12 protein-coding genes and 1 pseudogene are annotated in these 20,249 nt (G+C 69.9%); 9 read left to right on the top strand and 4 right to left on the bottom strand.

All coding sequences use genetic code 11. From position 1 onward, the window contains the following. Window positions 1-357: pseudogene (locus tag AS029_RS16770) on the top strand (manganese catalase family protein); the annotation flags it as partial. Between the two features lie 47 nt (window positions 358-404). On the opposite strand, the gene AS029_RS01630 reads toward AS029_RS16770, so the two are convergent. The 3 genes from AS029_RS01630 to AS029_RS01640 all read right to left on the bottom strand — a co-directional run bounded on the left by AS029_RS01630 (window position 405) and on the right by AS029_RS01640 (window position 2,412). After that, entirely contained in the window at window positions 405-893 is a 489-nt protein-coding gene (locus tag AS029_RS01630) for a SprT-like domain-containing protein (RefSeq protein ID WP_058230857.1), read from the bottom strand. A 30-nt stretch (window positions 894-923) separates the two neighbouring features. Continuing rightward, window positions 924-1,451 (bottom strand): hypothetical protein, encoded by a 528-nt coding sequence (locus AS029_RS01635; RefSeq protein WP_058230858.1) that lies wholly within the window; start codon window positions 1,449-1,451, stop codon window positions 924-926. Between the two features lie 94 nt (window positions 1,452-1,545). Then, window positions 1,546-2,412: a spermidine synthase gene (locus AS029_RS01640; protein WP_058230859.1), complete on the bottom strand. Its 867-nt coding sequence runs from the start codon at window positions 2,410-2,412 to the stop codon at window positions 1,546-1,548. 295 nt (window positions 2,413-2,707) lie between these two features. Between AS029_RS01640 and AS029_RS01645 the strand changes: the two genes are divergently transcribed. From AS029_RS01645 to AS029_RS01655, 3 genes are all read left to right on the top strand, one after another. Continuing rightward, on the top strand, window positions 2,708-4,378 hold the full coding sequence (locus AS029_RS01645) for an ABC transporter substrate-binding protein (RefSeq protein WP_058230860.1): 1,671 nt from the start codon (window positions 2,708-2,710) through the stop codon (window positions 4,376-4,378). Window positions 4,379-4,465: 87 nt separating this feature from the next. Beyond that, entirely contained in the window at window positions 4,466-5,470 is a 1,005-nt protein-coding gene (locus AS029_RS01650; protein WP_058230861.1) for an ABC transporter permease, read from the top strand. Window positions 5,471-5,523: 53 nt separating this feature from the next. Beyond that, window positions 5,524-6,426 carry an ABC transporter permease gene (locus tag AS029_RS01655; protein WP_228375866.1) on the top strand — a complete coding sequence of 301 codons (903 nt, stop codon included), beginning with the start codon at window positions 5,524-5,526 and terminating at the stop codon, window positions 6,424-6,426. A 690-nt stretch (window positions 6,427-7,116) separates the two neighbouring features. On the opposite strand, the gene AS029_RS01660 is transcribed toward AS029_RS01655, so the two are convergent. After that, a complete protein-coding gene (locus AS029_RS01660) occupies window positions 7,117-8,784 on the bottom strand; it encodes an ABC transporter ATP-binding protein (protein WP_058230863.1) in 1,668 nt (555 codons plus the stop codon). A gap of 315 nt (window positions 8,785-9,099) precedes the next feature. Here AS029_RS01660 and AS029_RS01665 point away from each other — a divergent pair, with 315 nt between their 5' ends. From AS029_RS01665 to AS029_RS01685, 5 genes are all read left to right on the top strand, one after another. Then, a complete protein-coding gene (locus AS029_RS01665) occupies window positions 9,100-9,852 on the top strand; it encodes a LamB/YcsF family protein (RefSeq protein ID WP_058230864.1) in 753 nt (250 codons plus the stop codon). After that, complete coding sequence (locus AS029_RS16775) at window positions 9,846-11,651, top strand: 5-oxoprolinase subunit B/C family protein (protein ID WP_323339126.1); 1,806 nt, start codon at window positions 9,846-9,848, stop codon at window positions 11,649-11,651. The genes AS029_RS01665 and AS029_RS16775 overlap by 7 nt, the downstream gene beginning before the upstream one ends. A 273-nt stretch (window positions 11,652-11,924) precedes the next feature. Beyond that, window positions 11,925-15,422 carry a DNA-directed RNA polymerase subunit beta gene (rpoB, locus tag AS029_RS01675; RefSeq protein ID WP_058230865.1) on the top strand — a complete coding sequence of 1,166 codons (3,498 nt, stop codon included), beginning with the start codon at window positions 11,925-11,927 and terminating at the stop codon, window positions 15,420-15,422. 56 nt (window positions 15,423-15,478) lie between these two features. Beyond that, window positions 15,479-19,354 carry a DNA-directed RNA polymerase subunit beta' gene (gene rpoC / locus AS029_RS01680; protein WP_058230866.1) on the top strand — a complete coding sequence of 1,292 codons (3,876 nt, stop codon included), beginning with the start codon at window positions 15,479-15,481 and terminating at the stop codon, window positions 19,352-19,354. Between the two features lie 269 nt (window positions 19,355-19,623). Then, entirely contained in the window at window positions 19,624-20,238 is a 615-nt protein-coding gene (locus tag AS029_RS01685; RefSeq protein WP_058230867.1) for a hypothetical protein, read from the top strand. The last annotated feature ends 11 nt before the right edge of the window (window positions 20,239-20,249 follow it).

The following is a 20,249-nucleotide window of genomic DNA, read 5'->3' on the forward strand; positions in this document are numbered from 1 at the left end:
GCGAACGCCGAGATGCAGGGTCGTGTGCAGGTCGCGCGGCTCTACCACCAGACCGACGACCACGGCGTGAAGGACCTTCTCGCCTTCCTGCTGGCGCGCGACACGATGCACCAGAACCAGTGGATGGCGGCCGCCGCCGAATTGCAGGAGGAGGGCCTCGAGAAGCTCCCCGTGCCCAGCAACTTCCCCCTCGACAAGGAGGACCGCGACGTGGCGTACCAGTACATCAACTTCAGCGACGGCAAGAAGGCCGGCGACGGCTCCTGGGCGTCGGGTCCGACCCCCGACGGCAAGGGCGAGTTCTCGTACCTGCCCGAGCCTCCCGCGGGCGTGCCGATGCCCCCCCCCCCCCCCCCCCCCCCCCCGGGCGACGCCCGCGCCGGGTCTCGCCGCATCGCCCCCCGTCAGCGCGGTGTCGCCGCCGCCAACCTCACGGCCCGGCTGATGTCGCGATGCTCCCACGACAGCGCGAACCGCGGATCGAACGTGGGCGCGCACTTCGCGCACGAGGTCGGCCGGGTCGCGCGGCGGTGCCGGTAGGCGACGTGCCCGGCGGGGCAGGTGCCCACCCATGGCGCCAGCTCGTTGGCCGTCTCGCCGGCGTGCGTCGTGCCGCCGACGTAGCCGAGGTCTCGCGCCGTGCGCTTCCACACGGGGCCGTGACCGGCCGCGGCGCCCGCGACGGCGTGCGCGACCTCGTGCAGCAGCGTCTGATGGTTGGTGTCGTCGTCGTACCGGGCGGCCAGGTAGCGCGAGACGCTGATGCGCTTGCGACCGTAGTCGCACAGACCCGCCCGTCTCTTGGCGTTGTCGAACCCGAAGGACCACGACGCGTCGAGGTGCAGGGCGATCAACGCCTCGGCCCAGGTGCGCACGCGCTGCAAATCGGACATGACCGGAAGACTACGAAGGGCCTACGACATTCAGCTGGCGACGACCTCGCGCGGTCGCCGCCGTTCGGCGGCGTCGATCGCGAGCAGCGTCGACTCGAGCTGCGCGTCGGTCGCGCCGGCGTTCTGCCGCAGGAACAGCGCCTGCTTGAAGTCGCGACGGGCGGCGTCGTAGTCGCCCTCGTCGTAGTGCACCTTGCCCCGGTGCTGCAGCGCGAAGGCGGCGATGCTCGCCCATCCCTGGCCCTCGGCCTCTTCGGCGCACGTGGTGAGCTCCTGCTCGGCGGCGGCGTACGCGCCGCGGCACTGCAGGATCGTGGCGTGCAGGATGCGCGCGCGCAGCAGGTCGCGACGGGTGCCGGCCATGCGGGCGACCCGCACCGACTGGTCGGAGATCTCCAGCGCCTCGTCGAAACGGTCGAGCACCTTCAGCAGCCACACCCGCTCGAGCAGGGCGTGCAGACTCCGCTGCGCACCGATCTCCTCGAGACGCTCCGCGCACTCGCGAGAGTCGGTGATCTCGCGCAGGGTGTCGGGGTCGTACCCGTGGATGTAGCTCACCGTCGCTCCTCTCGGTCGGGCAGGACTTCCAGTGTGCGTCGCGCGCGCGTCCATGGCACTCTCGCCACGCGGTCGGACGGCGAACACACGGTCGTCATCTCTCGAAGATGGATGCCGACGGCTTGGGCGACGGCGTCGCATCGGCATCCGTCGCCGCGCGCGCCCCGCGCATCATCTCGACGATCTCGGCGCCCTGAGCGACCTTGGCCGGGTGGGGTCCGGCCGCTATGAGGCGCGGGAGCCATTCGACCGGCAGGGCAGCTGCGGAGGCGGCGACGACCAGGTTGCCGAAGCGGCGTCCCTTCAGCACCTGCACCTCGGCGAGCACGATCACCTCGGGCAGCACCTCGCGGATGGTGGCGACCTGCCGGCGCGCGAAGGCGAGCCCCGGGCCGTCCGAGACGTTGACCAGCAGCACTCCGTCGGGCGCCAGCAGGCGCGCGGCCTCGCGGTAGAACTCCACCGTCGTGAGGTGCGCGGGCGTCTGCGCGCCCGAGTAGACGTCGCTCACGAGCAGATCGACCGCACCCGTGAGCCCGGCGGGCAGGCGGGCCAGCCCCGCGCGCGCGTCGCCGATCCGCACGCGCACCGAGGCGCCGCGGGGCAGCGGAAGGTTCTCGCGCACGAGGTCCCACAGCGCCGGCTCCAACTCGATGACCTGCTGGCGCGAGCCCGGACGCGTCGCCTCGACGTAGCGGGGGAGCGTGAGGGCTCCCGCGCCGAGGTGGACCGCGGTCAGCGGTTGTCCCGGCATCCGGAGTCGATCGATCACGGCGCCCATGCGAGCCACGTACTCGAAGTGCAGGTGCGTGGGGTCGTCGAGGTCGACGTGCGACTGCGGCGTGCCGTCGACGACGAGCTCGAAGCCCGAGACGAATCCCGACGGCGTCACCCGCGCGACGGTGCCGTCCGACAGACGCGCGGTCGGAGCGTCGTCGGGTTCGATGCGCATGCGGGCCATGGCATCCACGCTAGCCGCGCCGGCGAACGGGGGTCGCCGCCGACGGGGCACGCGTCGTACCCCGGGGCCGCGCAGGGTGGCCAGGCGGGACGACACCGCTCGGGCGATATGCGCCGATGCGAGCCGTCGGAGGGGGCAGGATGCCAGGACGCCGAAACATGATCGATACAAAGGTGCAATGGGCAGCGCGCCGCCCGCCCTGTACGGTCGTCAGAACACAGCAAGTGGAGCGCGGCACGACGGGGTGCCCACACCGTCGTCCTCCTCCCTTTCCCCCCGGAAGGTGCATCGAATCATGCTCAGTTCTCTTCGACGACGTCTGCTCGTCGGTGGCGCCACCGTCGCCATCGGCGCGCTCGCCCTGTCGGGCTGCACGAGTCAGCGCGACGACAACGGCGGCGGCGCAGACGCCGGCGGCGACGTCGACTCGACCTTCGTCTTCGGCGCGTCGGGCGACCCGTCGAGCCTCGACCCCGCGTTCGCGAGCGACGGCGAGTCGTTCCGCATCTCGCGCCAGATCTTCGAGGGGCTCGTCGGCGTCGAGCCGGGCACGGCCGACCCCGCCCCCATGCTCGCCGAGAGCTGGGAGCAGTCCGAAGACGGGCTGTCGTACACCTTCCAGCTGAAGGAGGGCGTGACCTTCCACGACGGCTCCGAGTTCAACGCCGACGCGGTGTGCTTCAACTTCGACCGGCAGAACGACTTCACCGGCATCGCCCAGTCCGAGAGCCTGTCGTACTACTGGGGCAAGATCATGCGCGGCTACGCCGACACCGGCACCTCGATCTACGGCGGCTGCGAGGCGGCCAGCCCCACCGAGGTGACGATCACCCTCACCGAGCCGTTCGCCGGTTTCATCCCGGCGCTGTCGCTGCCGGCCTTCGCCATCCAGAGCCCCACCGCTCTGCAGGAGTACAACGCCGACGAGGTCGGCGGCACGTCGGAGGCGCCGACCCTCAGCGAGTACGCCCAGGCGCACCCCACCGGTACCGGCCCGTTCCAGTTCGACTCGTGGGAGCCCGGGGCCGAAGCGACCGTCACCGCCTACGACGGCTACTGGGGCGAGCAGGGTCAGGTGCAGCAGGTCATCTTCCGCGTGATCGGCGACACCACCGCCCGCCGCCAGGCGCTCGAGTCCGGCTCGATCGACGGCTACGACCTCGTCGCCCCCGCCGACCTCGGCGCGCTCGAGAGCGCGGGCTACATGCTCACCAACCGCGACCCGTTCAACATCCTCTACCTCGGCATGAACCAGGCCGACCCCGCGCTCGCCGACATCCGCGTGCGCCAGGCCATCGCCCACGCCATCGACAAGCAGCAGCTGGTCACCCAGGTGCTGCCCGAGGGCACCACCGTGGCATCCCAGTTCATGCCCGACAGCGTCATCGGCTTCAACTCCGGCGTCACCACCTACGAGTTCGACCAGGAGGGCGCCAAGGCCCTGCTCGCCGAGGCCGGCTACACCGACGCCAACCCGCTGACGTTGACCTTCAACTACCCGGTCAACATCTCGCGTCCGTACATGCCGAACCCCGAGCAGATCTTCACCAACCTGCAGTCGCAGCTGCAGGCGGTGGGCATCGTCCTCAACCCGGTGTCGAACGAGTGGGGCGAGTACCTCGACCTGATCCAGGGCGGCAGCGAGCACGGTATCCACCTGCTGGGCTGGACCGGCGACTACAACGACCCCGACAACTTCGTGGGCACGTTCTTCGGCGGAAAGTCCAACGAGTGGGGCTTCGACAACGCCGAGCTGTTCTCGGCCCTCACCTCGGCCCGCGGCATCGCGACCGAGGCGGAGCAGGACCCGGCCTACCAGGCGGTGAACGAGCAGATCGCGCAGTTCCTGCCCGGCATCCCGCTCGCCAACCCCGTGCCGACGCTCGCCTTCGCGCCCCGCGTGAAGTCGTACCCGGCCAGCCCCGTGCAGGACGAGGTCTACAACGAGATCGAACTCACCGAGTGATCCGGATGCCGCGGGCCCCGCGTCGACACCGACGCCGGGGCCCGCGGTTCTTTCGCGCTCCCCGCTCCCGACACCCTGTGAGAACCCGTGCTCCGCACCATCGGCAGGCGCCTGCTCCTGCTCATCCCGACCCTGTTCGGCCTCTCGATCCTGCTCTTCGCCTGGGTACGCGCCCTGCCGGGCGGCCCCGCCGTCGCCCTGCTCGGTGAGCGCGCCACCCCCGAGGCCGTCGAGCGCATCAACGAGCTCTACGGCTTCAACGAGCCGTTGTACGTGCAGTACTTCACCTGGCTCGGGCGTCTGGCCACCGGCGACTTCGGCTCGTCCATCCAGACCGGTCGCCCCGTGCTCGAAGAATTCGTGCGCCGCTTCCCGGCCACCCTCGAGCTGTCGATCGCCGCCCTCATCGTGGCGGTGGGCATCGGCATCCCGCTCGGCTACTGGGCCGCGCGCCGTCACGGCAAGATCTGGGACCACACCGCCGTCGTGCTCAGCCTCATCGGCATCACGATCCCGGTGTTCTTCCTGGCTTTCATCCTCAAGTACGTCTTCGCCGTGCAGCTGGGCTGGCTGCCCTCCGACGGCCGCCAGAACCCGCGCATCGACGCCACGCATTACACGAACCTGTACGTGTTCGACGGTCTCATCACGGGCGAGTTCGACGCGTCGTGGGATGCCATCCTGCACCTGATCCTGCCGGCCCTCGCGCTCGGCACGATCCCGCTCGCCATCATCGTGCGCATCACTCGCGCCTCGGTGCTCGAGGTGCAGAACGCCGACTACGTCCGCACCGGGCGGGCGAAGGGCATCGGCACCGGGACGCTGCGCAACCGATTCATCCTGCGCAACGCCATGCTCCCCGTCATCACCACCGTGGGTCTGCAGGCGGGTCTTCTGATTTCGGGCGCGGTGCTCACCGAGACCGTGTTCGCCTTCCCGGGCATCGGGCAGTTCCTCGCCCGGGCGATCTTCACGCGCGACTTCCCCGTGCTGCAGGGGTTCATCATCTTCATCGCGATCGCGTACGCGCTCATCAACCTGCTGGTCGACCTGTCGTACAGCGTCATCGACCCGAGAGTGAGAGTCCAGTGAGCTCCGGCATCCTCCCTCCCGCCCCCAGCGGCGGACCCGTCGACGACAACGCCGTGGTCGACTCGCAGCTGCTCGCCGCGCAAGCGCGCGGCGGCTTCTGGCACGACGTCTTCCAGCGACTGCGCCGCAGCCCCGTGGCGTGGATCGGCGCGATCATCGTGCTCGCGTTCCTGCTCGTCGCGGCCCTTGCCCCGCTGCTCGCGCCCTACCCGGCCGAGTCGCTGCCCGGTCAGCGCTTCATCACGCCCACCGACATCCCCGGCCCCGGTGAGCTGGCGGAGTTCCCGCTCGGCCTCGACCGCTTCGGCGGCGACGTGCTGTCGAAGCTCATCTGGGGTGCGCAGGCGTCGCTGCAGATCGGCGTGATCTCCACCGCCCTGGGCCTCCTCGGCGGCATGGCGCTCGGCCTTCTCGCGGGGATGTTCGGCGGCTGGGTCGACTCGCTGGTGATGCGCTTCGTCGACATCCTGCTGTCGGTGCCCAACCTGCTGCTCGCCGTCTCGATCGCCGCGATCCTCGGGCAGAGCCAGCTCGCGATCATGATCGCCATCGGTGCGTCGCAGGTGCCGGTGTTCGCGCGGCTCCTGCGCGCCTCGATGCTGCAGCAGCGCGGCGCCGACTACGTCCTGTCGGCGCAGACGCTGGGTCTCAGCCGCCGCACGATCACGATGACCCACGTGCTGCCCAACAGCGTCGGCCCCGTGATCGTGCAGGGAACCCTGACGCTCGCGACCGCCGTGATCGACGCCGCCGCGCTGTCGTTCCTGGGACTCGGTGGCGGCCTCCCGCAGACCGCGGAGTGGGGCCGCATGCTCACCTACGCGCAGGCCGAGCTCGCGATCGCGCCGTGGCTGGCGTTCCTCCCCGGCATCTGCATCGCGGTCACGGCCCTGGGCTTCACGCTGCTGGGCGAGTCGCTGCGCGAGGCGATGGACCCCCGTACCCGCGCGCGATAGCGCACCGCGTCGCTGCTGCGGCCGGGCCCCGGCTCCGCTCCTGCGGGTCGGGGCCGCGGCGCTCTCCCGGGCGGGGCGGCGGCGCGGCTCAGGCCTCGCGGCGTCACGAGAACAGGGGATGCGACCGGAACAGGGCGTTTCGCGCCGTTTCGGCCTGTTCTCGTGGCATCCCCCTGTTTCGGTGACGAGTAGACCGGCGCCTTCGGTCGGCCCTCTCGTTCGCGGGACCGGTCTGCGGCGGTCCGGCCGAGCGGCGCTTTCGCGGGGCGGGGCTTCCCCGGGGCGTGCGCGGCGCGGCTCAGCCTCGCGGCGTCGCGTCACGAGAACAGGGGATGCGACCGGAGCAGGGCGTTTCGCGCCGTTTCGGCCTGTTCTCGTGGCATCCCCCTGTTTTGGTGACGAGTAGACCGGCGCCTTCGGTCGGCCCTCTCGTTCGAGGGTCCGGCCTGCGGCGGTCCGGCCGAGCGGCGCTTTCGCGGGGCGGGGCTTCCCCGGGGCGTGCGCGGCGCGGCTCAGCCTCGCGGCGTCGCGTCACGAGAACAGGGGATGCGACCGGAGCAGGGCGTTCCGCGCCGTTTCGGCCTGTTCTCGTGGCATCCCCCTGTTCTCGTGACGTCCCGTCGCGCGGCGGCCACACGAAGAGGCGGGGCGACGGTACGCGGGTCCGCCTCTTCCGGTACGCCGACCGCCTCAGCCGGCGAGCCCCAGCTCATTCCCCGGGATCGACGACAGCAGGCGCCGCGTGTACGGGTCGCGCGGGTTGGTGAAGACCTCTTCACTGGATGCCGCCTCGACCAGGCGCCCGTCCTTCATCACGCAGACGTAGTCGCTGATCAGGCGCACCACCGCGAGGTCGTGCGAGATGAAGAGGTAGCTGAGGCCGTACTCGCGCTGCAGGTCGCCGAGCAGGTCGAGGATCTGCGCCTGCACCAGCACGTCGAGCGCCGACACGGGTTCGTCGCACACGATCAGCTCGGGCGACAGGGCGAGGGCCCGGGCGATCGCGACGCGCTGCCGCTGCCCGCCCGACAGCTCCGAGGGGTAGCGGCGGAGCATGGATGCCGGCAGAGCCACGTCATCCATCAGCTGACGCACCCGCTTCGAGCGCTCGGCCTTCGAGCCGCGCTTGTAGAACGACAGGGGTTCTTCGACGATCCGCTCGATCGTGAACATGGGGTTCAGGCTCGAGTAGGGGTCCTGGAAGATCGGCTGCACCTTCTGGCGGAACTGCCGGAGGGCGTCGCCCTTCAGCGCCCCGACATCGTGTCCGTCGAAGCGGATGGACCCGCTGGTGGGCTCGACGATGTTGAGCAGCATGCGCGCCGTGGTGGTCTTGCCCGAGCCCGACTCGCCGACGATCGCGACGGTCTGCCCGCGCGGGATCGCCAGCGACACGTCGTCGACGGCGCGGAAGTCCTCGCCGCGCCCGCGCACCGGGTACACCTTCGTCAGGTTCTCGATCTCGACGATGTTGTCCCGCGCCGGCGCCACCGCCCGGTCGCCGCGGAAGTCCTCGGGCCGCAGCCGCACGGCCGCGACCGACGGGGCCGCCGCCACGAGCGACTTCGTATAGGAGTGCTGGGGGTTCTCGAGGATCTGCCGCGCCGGGCCCTGCTCGACCACGCGCCCGCGGTGCATCACGACGACCTTCGACGCGCGCTCGGCGGCGAGCCCCAGGTCGTGCGTGATCAGCAGCACGGCCGCCCCGAGCTCGTTCGTCTGCTTGTCGATCTGGTCGAGGATCGTCTGCTGCACGGTCACGTCGAGCGCGCTGGTGGGCTCGTCGGCGATGAGCAGGCGCGGCCGGCACGCGAGGCCGATCGCGATGAGCGCACGCTGGCGCATGCCGCCGGAGAACTCGTGCGGGTACTGCGTCGCCCGCTTCTCGGCATCCGGGAGCCCGGCGGCCTCGAGCGCCTCGACCACCTTGCCCTTCACGCTCGAGCGGTCGGCGAGGCCGTGCGCGAGCAGCGTCTCGGCGACCTGCGTGCCGATCTTCGCGACGGGGTTGAGGTTCGACATCGGGTCCTGCGGCACCAGGCCGATCTGCCGTCCGCGCACCTGGCGCATGCGGGCCTCGCCGAAGGTCGTGAGGTCTTCGCCGTCGAGCAGGATCTGCCCGCGGGCGACGCGACCACCGGACGCCAGCAGGCCGATGATCGCCATCGCCGTCGTCGACTTCCCCGAGCCGGACTCGCCGACGATCGCGATGGTCTCACCCGCGTGGATGTCGAGGTTCACCCCGTCGACGGCGCGCACGGGACCGTCCATGGTGGCGAAGTCGACCGCCAGATCGCGGACCGAGAGGAGGGGCTGGGGGGATGCCGGAGCGGGGGGACCGGCGACATCGGAGGTCATCCCTCCATCCTCACCCGCCGGCACGGTTCTGCCCAGCCTTTCGCGCCGATCGTCATGTGGCCGTAACGCGTCGCGCTGTGCAGAACTCCTGCAGATCCGCCCGCGCGCCGCCCGGTGGTTACCCGTGGCGCGGGTTCTGCCGGACTCGTGCGCCGTCGGTCTCGCCGTCGTCGCGCGACGGGCCGCGGCCCTGCGCCGTGCAGAACTCCTGCAGATCCGCGTCCGCGCGGTCGGGGAGCGCTCGGGGCGCGGGTTCTGCAGGAGTCGTGCACCAGGTCTCGTCCGCGGGGAGCAGCCTGTCGCTAGCGTGTCAGCATGCGCGTGGACCTGAACGCCGATCTGGGCGAGACCGTCGACGGCGTGCCGACCGCCGACGACGAGGCGATGTTCGCCGTGATCTCCAGCGCCAACGTCGCGTGCGGCGCACACGCGGGCGACGCCGCCTCGATGAGGGATGCCGTGGAACGCGCCGCCCGTTTCGGCGTCGCCGTCGGCGCGCACCCGTCGTACGACGACCGCGAGAACTTCGGCCGGGTCCGGCGCGATCCGGCGCCGGAGGACCTTCGCGCGAGCGTCGCGGCGCAGCTGACCGCGCTCGCCGCGGCCGGGGCCGACATCCGGTACGTCAAACCGCACGGGGCGCTCTACCACGCTGTGATCGACGACGCGGAACAGGCCCGGGCCGTCGTCGCCGCGGTGACCGATCTGTCGTCGCGCCTCGGACGCGCCCTTCCCGTACTCGGCATGGACGGCGCGATCGCGCGTGTCGCGGCATCCGCTGGTCTCCCTTTCGTGCAGGAGGCCTTCCTCGACCGCGGCTACACCGCCCGCGGGTCCCTCGTCGCGCGGGGGGAGCCCGGCGCCCTCGTCGAGGACCCCGCCGTCGTCGCCGACCGCGCGCTGCGCTTCGTGCGAGACCGATACGTCGAGGCCGTCGACGGCTCGCGCATCACGGTGGACGCCTCCTCCCTGTGCCTTCACGGCGACACGCCATCAGCGGTCGCGATGGCGCACGCCGTGCGCGGGGCGCTCGACACCGCCGGCGTGGAGGTACGCGCCCCGTGGTGACGGGCGACATCGCCCTGCGCCCGATGGGGGAGCGGGCCGTCCTCGCCGAGGTCGCCGACCTCGCCTCCGTGCTGACGCTTCACGCCGCGCTCGCCGCCGACGTCCCCGACGGCATCGACGACCTCGTGCCCGCCGCGCGCACCGTCCTCGTCGTCTTCGACCCGCGCCGCATCACGCCGGCCGCCGTGCGGACGTGGATCGCATCGCGTGCGGGACGGACTCCGGATGCCATCGCCCCCGGCTCCCTCGTCGAGGTGCCGGTGCGCTACGACGGCGCCGACCTGCACTCCACCGCCGAGATCCTCGGCATCCCGGTCTCCGACCTCGTTGCCCGCCACGCCGGCGTCGAGTGGACGGTCGCCTTCACCGGCTTCGCGCCGGGGTTCGCCTACCTCGTCAGCGCGGGGTGGCCCTACGACGTCCCGCGTCTGGCCGAGCCGCGCACGCGCGTTCCGGCGGGGGCCGTGGGGCTGGCGGGAGGATTCAGCGGGGCATACCCGCGCGAGACCCCGGGTGGCTGGCGCCTGATCGGCACGACCGACGCGGCGCTCTTCGCTCCGGATGCCGCGACCCCGGTGCTGCTGCCGCCGCAGGCCCGCGTCCGATTCGTGCCCGAGCCTGGGCGCATCGCGGCGGCGCGCGAGGACCCCGCGGGCATCGCGCGGGAGGGACGCGGTGCGCGCGATGGCACGCCGGTCGCTCATCCGGGGAGCGGAGGACTTCCCGGCGGCGGAGGAGCCGATGCCGCGGCAGTCTCCTCCCCTCCGGGGATCTCCTCCGCTGCGAAGACCTCCGCGGACCTCGGAACCGACGCCGGCGCGGGTGCCGACGCCTGCGAAGGCGCCGAGCCGATCGCGGTCCCCGCCCCGGTGGCATCCCCCGCCCCGCCGGCATCCGCCGAGCCGATCGCGGTTCCCGCCCCGCCGGCATCCGCCGACCCCTCGCGCCCCGCCCTGCGCGTGCTCGCCGCCGGGGCGTTCACCACCGTGCAGGATCTCGGCCGGCCGGGTCGGGCGGCGCTCGGCGTCTCGCGCTCGGGGGCGCTCGATCGCGCGGCGCTGCGCATCGGCAACCGGCTGCTGGGCAACGACGAGGGTGCTGCCGCACTGGAGATCGTCATGGGGGGTTTCACCGCTCGCGCCGAGACCGACACGTGGGTCTGCGTGACCGGGGGTCTCGCCGAGATCGGCGTCGACGGAAGACCCGTGAGCGCCTACGCCCCGCAGCGCGTGCCCGCGGGGGCCGAGGTGCACATCGGCCCGGTGACCGCGGGGCTCCGCGCCTACCTCGCGGTGCGGGGCGGCGTCGTCGCACCCGCCGCGCTGGGCTCGCGGGCGCGCGATGTCCTGGCGGGCCTGGGTCCCGATCCCGTGCGAGCCGGTGACGTGCTGAGCGTGGGGACGACGGCATCCGCGATTCCCGTGCTCGACGTCTTCCCCTGGTCGGTGCCCGGCCCGCTGATCGAGGTGCCTATCGCCGCGGGACCGCGTGCCGACCGGTTCGCCCCCGAGGCGTTCGGGACGCTCGGGGCCGCGATGTGGACGGTGTCTTCCCACGCCGATCGCGTCGGCGTGCGGCTCGACGGTCCCGAACTCGTCCGCGCCCGGCACGACGAGCTGCCGAGCGAGGGGATGCGCCCCGGGGCGATTCAGGTCCCCCCTCACGGGCGGCCCGTCGTGCTGCTGGCGGACGGCCCCGTGACGGGGGGATACCCCGTGATCGCGGTGGTGACGGATGCCGCGATCGATGCGCTGGGGCAGGCGCGGCCCGGCGACCGGGTGCGGTTCCGCGGGGTGTGAGGCGCCCCGAGCGGGGGAATGCCGCCCGGGCGCACGCGGTTATACCGCAGGTCCGCAAACGCGTCAAGAATTCGACTGGACACGGCGAGTCCTCCCGCGTATGCTTGGACTTTGCGCTCCTCGATTCCCCCTGCCCTCATATGGTGGTCGGCTGAGCCTGCCCGTCCCCGCTTCACCGCGGTGTGCGACGAGCGGGTTTTCGGGGCAGGAACGCACTCCACCTGACGACAAGGAATCACGAGCCCCTCGCCCGGGCTTCTGGAGGTTATTCCCTTGGCTGCTGCGAGCAACGCATCCACCACCACCACCCCGAAGAGCGGACGCGGAGCATCCCGCCTCTCGTTCGCGAAGATCTCCGACAAGCTGACCGTTCCCGATCTGCTCGCCCTGCAGACCGAGTCGTTCGACTGGCTCGTCGGCAACGAAGCCTGGAAGGCGCGTGTCGCCGAGGCCCAGGCCGACGGGCGCACCGACGTCCCCGAGATCAGCGGTCTGGAAGAGATCTTCGAGGAGATCTCGCCGATCGAAGACCTCAGCGAGACCATGCAGCTCTCGTTCACGAACCCCTACCTCGAGCCCGAGAAGTACTCGATCGAAGAGTGCAAGGAGCGCGGCAAGACCTACGCCGCCCCGCTGTACGTCGAGGCCGAGTTCATGAACCACCAGACCGGTGAGATCAAGACGCAGACGGTCTTCATGGGCGACTTCCCGCTCCAGACCGACAAGGGCACGTTCATCATCAACGGCACCGAGCGCGTCGTCGTGTCGCAGCTCGTGCGTTCGCCCGGTGTCTACTTCGACAAGACGCCCGACAAGACCTCCGACAAAGACATCGTGTCGGCCCGCGTCATCCCCTCGCGCGGTGCATGGCTCGAGTTCGAGATCGACAAGCGCGACCAGGTCGGCGTGCGCATCGACCGCAAGCGCAAGCAGTCGGTCACCGTCTTCCTCAAGGCCCTGGGTCTGACCAGCGAAGACATCCTCGCCGAGTTCGCCGGCTTCGACTCGATCGAAGAGACCCTGTCGAAGGACACGATCCTCACGAAGGAAGATGCGCTCCGCGACATCTACCGCAAGCTCCGTCCGGGCGAGCAGGTCGCCGCCGAGGCCGCCCGCGCGCTGCTCGACAACTTCTACTTCAACGCCAAGCGCTACGACCTGGCCAAGGTGGGTCGCTACAAGATCAACCAGAAGCTCGGCCTCGACAAGCCGCTCAGCGACTCGGTGCTGACCGTCGACGACATCGTCGCGACCATCAAGTACCTCGTGCGCCTGCACCGCGGCGACGTCACGTTCGACGGCACGCGCAACGGTTCGGCGGCCGAGATCCGTCTCGACACCGACGACATCGACAACTTCGGCAACCGTCGCATCCGCGCCGTCGGCGAGCTCATCCAGAACCAGGTCCGCACGGGTCTGTCGCGCATGGAGCGCGTCGTCCGCGAGCGCATGACCACGCAGGACATCGAGGCGATCACGCCGCAGACCCTGATCAACGTGCGCCCCGTCGTCGCCGCGATCAAGGAGTTCTTCGGAACCAGCCAGCTGTCGCAGTTCATGGACCAGAACAACCCGCTCGCGGGTCTGACCCACAAGCGTCGTCTGTCGGCGCTGGGCCCCGGTGGTCTGTCGCGTGAGCGCGCCGGCGTCGAGGTCCGTGACGTGCACCCCTCGCACTACGGCCGCATGTGCCCCATCGAGACGCCCGAAGGCCCGAACATCGGTCTGATCGGCTCGCTCGCATCGTTCGCGCGCATCAACGCGTTCGGCTTCATCGAGACGCCGTACCGCCGGGTCGTCGACGGCCGCGTGACCGACCAGATCGACTACCTCACGGCCAGCGAAGAGAGCGACCACATCGTCGCTCAGGCCGGTGTCGCCCTGCAGGCCGACGGTCACTTCGTCGAGGACCGCATCCTGGCCCGCCGCGGCCAGGGTGGCGAGGTCGACCTGTTCCCCGTCGACGAGATCGGCTACATGGACGTCTCGCCCCGCCAGATGGTGTCGGTGGCGACCTCGCTCATCCCGTTCCTCGAGCACGACGACGCCAACCGCGCCCTCATGGGTGCCAACATGCAGCGTCAGGCCGTGCCGCTCGTGCGCAGCGAGTCGCCCGTCGTCGGTACCGGTATGGAGGGCTTCGCCGCCATCGACGCCGGTGACGTCGTCACCGCCGACAAGGCCGGTGTGGTGCTCGAGGTCTCGGCCGACGTCGTGACCATCCAGCTCGACGAGGGCGGCACGCAGGACTACTTCCTCCGCAAGTTCGACCGCTCCAACCAGGGCACGTCGTACAACCAGCGCGTGGTCGTCTCGGCCGGCGAGCGCATCGAGGCCGGCGAGGTCATCGCCGACGGTCCCGCGACCGAGAACGGCGAGCTCGCGCTCGGCAAGAACCTCCTCGTGGCGTTCATGACCTGGGAGGGCCACAACTTCGAGGACGCGATCATCCTCAGCCAGGACCTCGTGAAGGACGACACGCTTTCGTCGATCCACATCGAGGAGTACGAGGTCGACGCGCGCGACACCAAGCTCGGCAAGGAGGAGATCACCCGTGACCTCCCCAACGTCAGCCCCGACCTGCTGAAGGACCTCGACGACCGCGGCATCATCCGCATCGGCGCCGAGGTGCGTCCCGGTGACATCCTCGTCGGCAAGGTCACGCCCAAGGGCGAGACCGAGCTGAGCGCCGAGGAGCGTCTGCTCCGCGCGATCTTCAACGAGAAGAGCCGCGAAGTCCGTGACACCTCGCTGAAGGTGCCCCACGGTGAGCAGGGCACGATCATCGCCGTCAAGGAGTTCAACGCCGAAGACGGTGACGACGAGCTCGGCTCGGGCGTCAACCGCCGCGTCGTGGTCTACATCGCCCAGAAGCGCAAGATCACCGAGGGCGACAAGCTCGCCGGCCGCCACGGCAACAAGGGCGTCATCGCCAAGATCCTCCCGATCGAGGACATGCCCTTCCTCGCCGACGGCACGCCGGTCGACATCATCCTCAACCCGCTCGGCATCCCGGGTCGAATGAACTTCGGTCAGGTCCTGGAGCTCCACCTCGGCTGGATCGCCCAGCAGGGCTGGAAGGTCGAGGGCACCCCGGAGTGGGCCGCGCAGCTTCCCGAGTCGGCCCGCGAGGCGGCTCCCGGCACGAAGGTCGCCACCCCGGTGTTCGACGGTGCGTTCGAGGACGAGATCGCGGGTCTGCTCGACTCGACGATCCCGAACCGCGACGGAGACCGCCTGGTCGACCGCTCGGGCAAGACGCGTCTGTTCGACGGCCGCTCCGGCGAGCCGTTCCCGGCGCCCATCTCGGTCGGCTACATGTACATCCTGAAGCTGCACCACCTGGTCGACGACAAGATCCACGCGCGTTCGACGGGCCCCTACTCGATGATCACCCAGCAGCCGCTCGGCGGTAAGGCCCAGTTCGGTGGCCAGCGCTTCGGTGAGATGGAGGTGTGGGCGCTCGAGGCCTACGGTGCCGCGTACGCGCTGCAGGAGCTCCTCACGATCAAGTCCGACGACATCCTCGGCCGCGTCAAGGTCTACGAGGCGATCGTCAAGGGCGAGAACATCCAGGAGCCCGGCATCCCCGAGTCGTTCAAGGTGCTCATGAAAGAGATGCAGTCGCTCTGCCTGAACGTCGAGGTGCTCTCGGCCGACGGCACCGCGGTCAACCTGCGCGACACGGATGACGACGCCTTCCGCGCGGCGGAGGAGCTCGGCATCAACATCTCCAGCCGCTTCGAGTCCTCGTCGATCGACGAGATCTGAGCTTCCAGCTCAGCGACCCAGCTCAGATTTCAGAGAATTCCGACACAGGAGAACCAGTGCTCGAATCAACCACTTTCGATCAGATCCGTATCGGTCTGGCCACCGCCGACGACATCCGTCGTTGGTCCTTCGGTGAGGTCAAGAAGCCCGAGACGATCAACTACCGCACGCTGAAGCCCGAGAAGGACGGTCTCTTCGGCGAGCAGATCTTCGGGCCCTCCCGCGACTGGGAGTGCGCCTGCGGCAAGTACAAGCGTGTGCGCTTCAAGGGCATCGTCTGCGAGCGTTGCGGCGTCGAGGTCACCAAGAGCTCGGTCCGCCGTGAGCGCATGGGCCACATCGAGCTCGCCGCCCCCGTCACGCACATCTGGTACTTCAAGGGCGTGCCCTCGCGCCTGGGCTACCTGCTCGACATGGCGCCGAAGGACCTCGAGAAGGTCATCTACTTCGCCGCCTACATGGTGATCTCGGTCGACGAGGATGCTCGTCACCGCGACCTCGCCACGCAGGAGAACAACATCCGTCTCGAGCTGAAGACGCTCGGCGACCGCCGCGACGCCCGCGTCGCCGCCCGCCTCGCCAAGCTCGAGGAGGAGCTCGCCGCCCTCGAGGCGGAGGGTGCCAAGGCCGACCAGAAGAAGAAGGTCAAGGACGCCGCCGAGAAGGACATGACGGCGGCCCGCAAGAACGCCGACGAGCAGATCGCCAAGCTCGAGCGCGTGTGGGAGGACTTCCGCACGCTCGAGGTCGGCGCCCTGAAGCCGGAAGACGACGTCTTCCACGAGCTGCAGGACCGCTTCGGTCAGTACTTCGAGGCCCACATGGGCGCCGAGTCGATCAAGCGCCGCCTCGAGACCTTCGACCTGCAGGCCGAGGCCGACAGCCTCCACCTGCAGATCTCGGAGGGCAAGGGTCAGCGCAAGATCCGCGCGATCAAGCGTCTGAAGGTCGTCAACTCGTTCCTGCAGACCGGCATGACCCCGGCCTCGATGGTGCTCGACGTCGTTCCGGTGATCCCGCCGGAGCTTCGTCCGATGGTCCAGCTCGACGGCGGCCGCTTCGCGACCTCCGACCTGAACGACCTCTACCGTCGCGTGATCAACCGCAACAACCGCCTCCGTCGCCTGATCGACCTCGGTGCCCCCGAGATCATCGTCAACAACGAGAAGCGCATGCTGCAGGAGGCCGTCGACGCGCTGTTCGACAACGGCCGCCGTGGTCGCCCCGTCACGGGTACCGGCAACCGCGCCCTGAAGTCCCTGAGCGACATGCTCAAGGGAAAGCAGGGTCGCTTCCGCCAGAACCTGCTCGGAAAGCGCGTGGACTACTCGGGTCGTTCGGTCATCATCGTCGGACCCCAGCTGAAGCTCCACCAGTGCGGTCTGCCCAAGCAGATGGCCCTCGAGCTGTTCAAGCCGTTCGTGATCAAGCGTCTGATCGACCTCGGTCACTCGCAGAACATCAAGGCCGCGAAGCGCGCCGTCGAGCGCTACCGTCCCGAGGTCTGGGACGTGCTCGAAGAGATCATCCGCGAGCGCCCCGTGCTGCTGAACCGTGCACCCACCCTGCACCGTCTCGGCATCCAGGCGTTCGAGCCCCAGCTCGTCGAAGGCAAGGCCATCCAGCTGCACCCGCTCGTGTGCGCGGCGTTCAACGCCGACTTCGACGGTGACCAGATGGCCGTGCACCTGCCCCTGTCGGTCGAGGCTCAGGCCGAGGCGCGCGTGCTCATGCTCGCCTCGAACAACATCCTGAAGCCGTCGGACGGCCGCCCGGTGACCCTGCCCTCGCAGGACATGATCATCGGTCTGCACCACCTCACCACCCTCAAGGAGGGTGCGGTGGGCGAGGGCCGTGCGTTCGGTTCGGTGGGCGAGGCGATCCTGGCCAAGGACGAGGGCACCCTCGACCTGCAGGCCAAGGCGCGCATCCGCATCCCCGGCCTGACGTTCCTCGAGGGCCAGGCGCCCGAGGGCTACGACAAGCACGGTCTCGTCGACGCCTCGCTCGGCCAGGCGATCTTCAACGACACGCTCCCCAAGGGCTACCCGTTCGTCCGCGAACAGGCCGACAAGGGCAAGCTGTCGCAGATCGTCAACAAGCTGGCCGAGGAGTACCCCAAGGTCGAGGTCGCCGCATCGCTCGACCGCATCAAGGACGCCGGTTTCTACTGGGCCACCCGTTCGGGTGTCACGGTGGCGCTGAGCGACATCCTCACCCCGCCGAACAAGGCGGAGATCGTCGCGGGCTACGAGAAGCAGGCCGCGAAGGTCCAGGGCCAGTACGAGAAGGGTCTCACCACCGACGCCGAGCGTCGCCAGGAGCTCATCAAGATCTGGACCGAGGCCACCGACGAGGTCCAGAAGGCGATGCGGGACAACTTCCCCGCCGACAACACCATCAACCGCATGGTCTCGTCGGGCGCCCGTGGTAACTGGCTGCAGATCCGCAACATCGCGGGTATGCGAGGCCTGGTGAACAACCCCAAGGGTGAGATCATCCCGCGTCCGATCATCTCCTCGTACCGCGAGGGTCTGTCGGTCGCCGAGTACTTCATCGCGACGCACGGTGCCCGTAAGGGTCTGGCCGACACGGCCCTCCGTACGGCCGACTCGGGGTACCTGACGCGTCGTCTCGTCGACGTCTCGCAGGATGTCATCATCCGCGAGGAGGACTGCGGCACGTCGAAGGGCCTCGAGCTCCCGATCGCCGCCGCCGACTCGACCGGTTCGCTGGTCAAGGACGCCAACGTCGAGAACTCGGTGTTCGCCCGTACGCTCGCCACGGCGGTCGTCGACGCGCAGGGCACCGTGCTGGCCGAGGCCGGCGACGACGTGGGCGACGTGCTCATTGACAAGCTGGTCGCCGGTGGCGTCGAGACGATCAAGGTCCGCTCGGTCCTCACGTGCGACTCGGCCGTCGGCGTCTGCGCGAAGTGCTACGGCCGCTCGCTGGCCACCGGCAAGATCGTCGACATCGGCGAGGCCGTCGGTATCATCGCGGCCCAGTCGATCGGTGAGCCCGGTACCCAGCTGACGATGCGTACCTTCCACACCGGTGGTTCCGCCTCGGCCGACGACATCACGCAGGGTCTTCCCCGCGTGCAGGAGCTGTTCGAGGCCCGCACCCCCAAGGGTGCGTCGCCGATCGCCGAGGCCGACGGCCGCATCACGATCGACGAGACCGACAAGGCCAAGAAGGTCATCCTCACGCCCGACAACGGCGACGAGCCGGTGGTCTACCCGGTGCTGAAGCGTGCGACGCTCCTGGTCGAAGACGGCCAGCACGTCTCGGTCGGCGAGCCCCTGCAGGTCGGAACGCTCGACCCCAAGGAGGTCATGCGCGTGCAGGGTGCCCGCGAGGTGCAGAAGTACCTCGTCAACGGCGTCCAGGGCGTGTACCGCTCGCAGGGTGTGCCGATCCACGACAAGCACATCGAGGTCATCGTGCGCCAGATGCTGCGCAAGGTCACGGTCGTCGACCACGGCGACACCGACCTGCTGCCCGGTGAGCTGGTGGACTTCAAGCGCTACCAGACCATCAACCGCGAGGCGGTCGGCGAGGGCAAGCGTCCGGCGTCGGGTCGTCCCGAGCTGATGGGTATCACGAAGGCGTCGCTCGCGACGGAGTCGTGGCTGTCGGCCGCGTCGTTCCAGGAGACCACCCGCGTCCTGACGCAGGCGGCCATGGAGGGCAAGAGCGACCCGCTCGTCGGCCTCAAGGAGAACGTCATCATCGGAAAGCTCATCCCCGCCGGAACCGGACTTGCGAAGTACCGCAACGTCACGGTCGAGGCGACGGAAGAGGCGAAGAGCGAGCGGTACCCCAACCGCATCTTCGCGTCCGACGGTGCGTACTCCGACGCCGACCTGAGCTACGTCGACTTCGACAGCTTCTCGACGGACGACTTCACGCCCGGCACGTACAACTGATCGAGGCGAGAGGAGAGCGAGATCGCTCGCTCGACCGAGCCGATTGACGTTGCTGAGCGACGACGTCGCGAAGACAACAGATCGAGAGGGGGAGCCGGCATGTCCGGTTCCCCCGAGCGACGGATGCCACGCCTCGACGCGGCATCCTGATCCTCGAAGGCCCCTGGTTCGCGCCAGGGGCCTTCGTCGTCTCGGTCGGCGCCCGGCCGCGGCGTGTCGAGCACCGGTCGCCGCGGGGGGATGCGCCTACCGTGGATGCGGAGGAACGCATGGCCCGGATCGGTGGACGCAGCCTGTGGTTGGCATGGCCGGCGGGGCTGTTCTGTCTCGCCGCGGTGGTCGGGTTGGGCGTGCTCGCCGCACCCGGCGTGCCGGGAGCCATCGCCTTCGTCGGCGACACGCTCCGCGCGGCGACCGGTCGCCCCGCGACGGTGGAGGCGGAGCCCGCGACGCCGGCCGGCGACTGCCGCCACCTGTATTCGCAGCCGATGTGGTCGTCGCTCGTCTGGTCGCCCGAGGCGTTGCTCTCGCAGCGACGGACCGCGCCGCTCTCGACGCCGGAGGCGGTCGCGGCGGCCGCGCCGACGACGGTCGTGACCTGTCACTGGCGGGGCGTCGAGGGGCGGTTCCTCGAGACGACCGTTTCGACCGTCACCGCGGAGGGTTCCGCGGCCGCAGCCGCCACCCTCGCCGCCCAGGGGTTCGCGTGCGAGACGGCCCCCGATGCGACGCAGACGTCCGTGACGCACTGCGAGCGCACCTCGGGCGAGGTCGAGGAGGTGCACGACCTACGCGGCGACCGGTGGGTGTCGTCGACCCTCAGCGGCTGGTCGCCCGACGGCTACGCCGCGATCGTGGCATCCCACGCCTTCTCGGGCGGATGACGACGCGCGGC

It is taken from the genome of Microbacterium enclense (assembly GCF_001456955.1).
Classification (GTDB): Bacteria; Actinomycetota; Actinomycetes; order Actinomycetales; family Microbacteriaceae; genus Microbacterium; species Microbacterium enclense.

Bases quoted from the DNA above. Each gene is read 5' to 3' on its own strand.
- AS029_RS01630 (WP_058230857.1), bottom strand. From the start codon at position 893: ATGTCCGATTTGCAGCGCGTGCGCACCTGGGCCGAGGCGTTGATCGCC.
- AS029_RS01665 (WP_058230864.1), top strand. From the start codon at position 9,100: ATGCGCGTGGACCTGAACGCCGATCTGGGCGAGACCGTCGACGGCGTG.
- AS029_RS01660 (WP_058230863.1), bottom strand. From the start codon at position 8,784: ATGACCTCCGATGTCGCCGGTCCCCCCGCTCCGGCATCCCCCCAGCCC.
- AS029_RS01685 (WP_058230867.1), top strand. From the start codon at position 19,624: ATGGCCCGGATCGGTGGACGCAGCCTGTGGTTGGCATGGCCGGCGGGG.
- AS029_RS01645 (WP_058230860.1), top strand. From the start codon at position 2,708: ATGCTCAGTTCTCTTCGACGACGTCTGCTCGTCGGTGGCGCCACCGTC.
- AS029_RS01640 (WP_058230859.1), bottom strand. From the start codon at position 2,412: ATGGCCCGCATGCGCATCGAACCCGACGACGCTCCGACCGCGCGTCTG.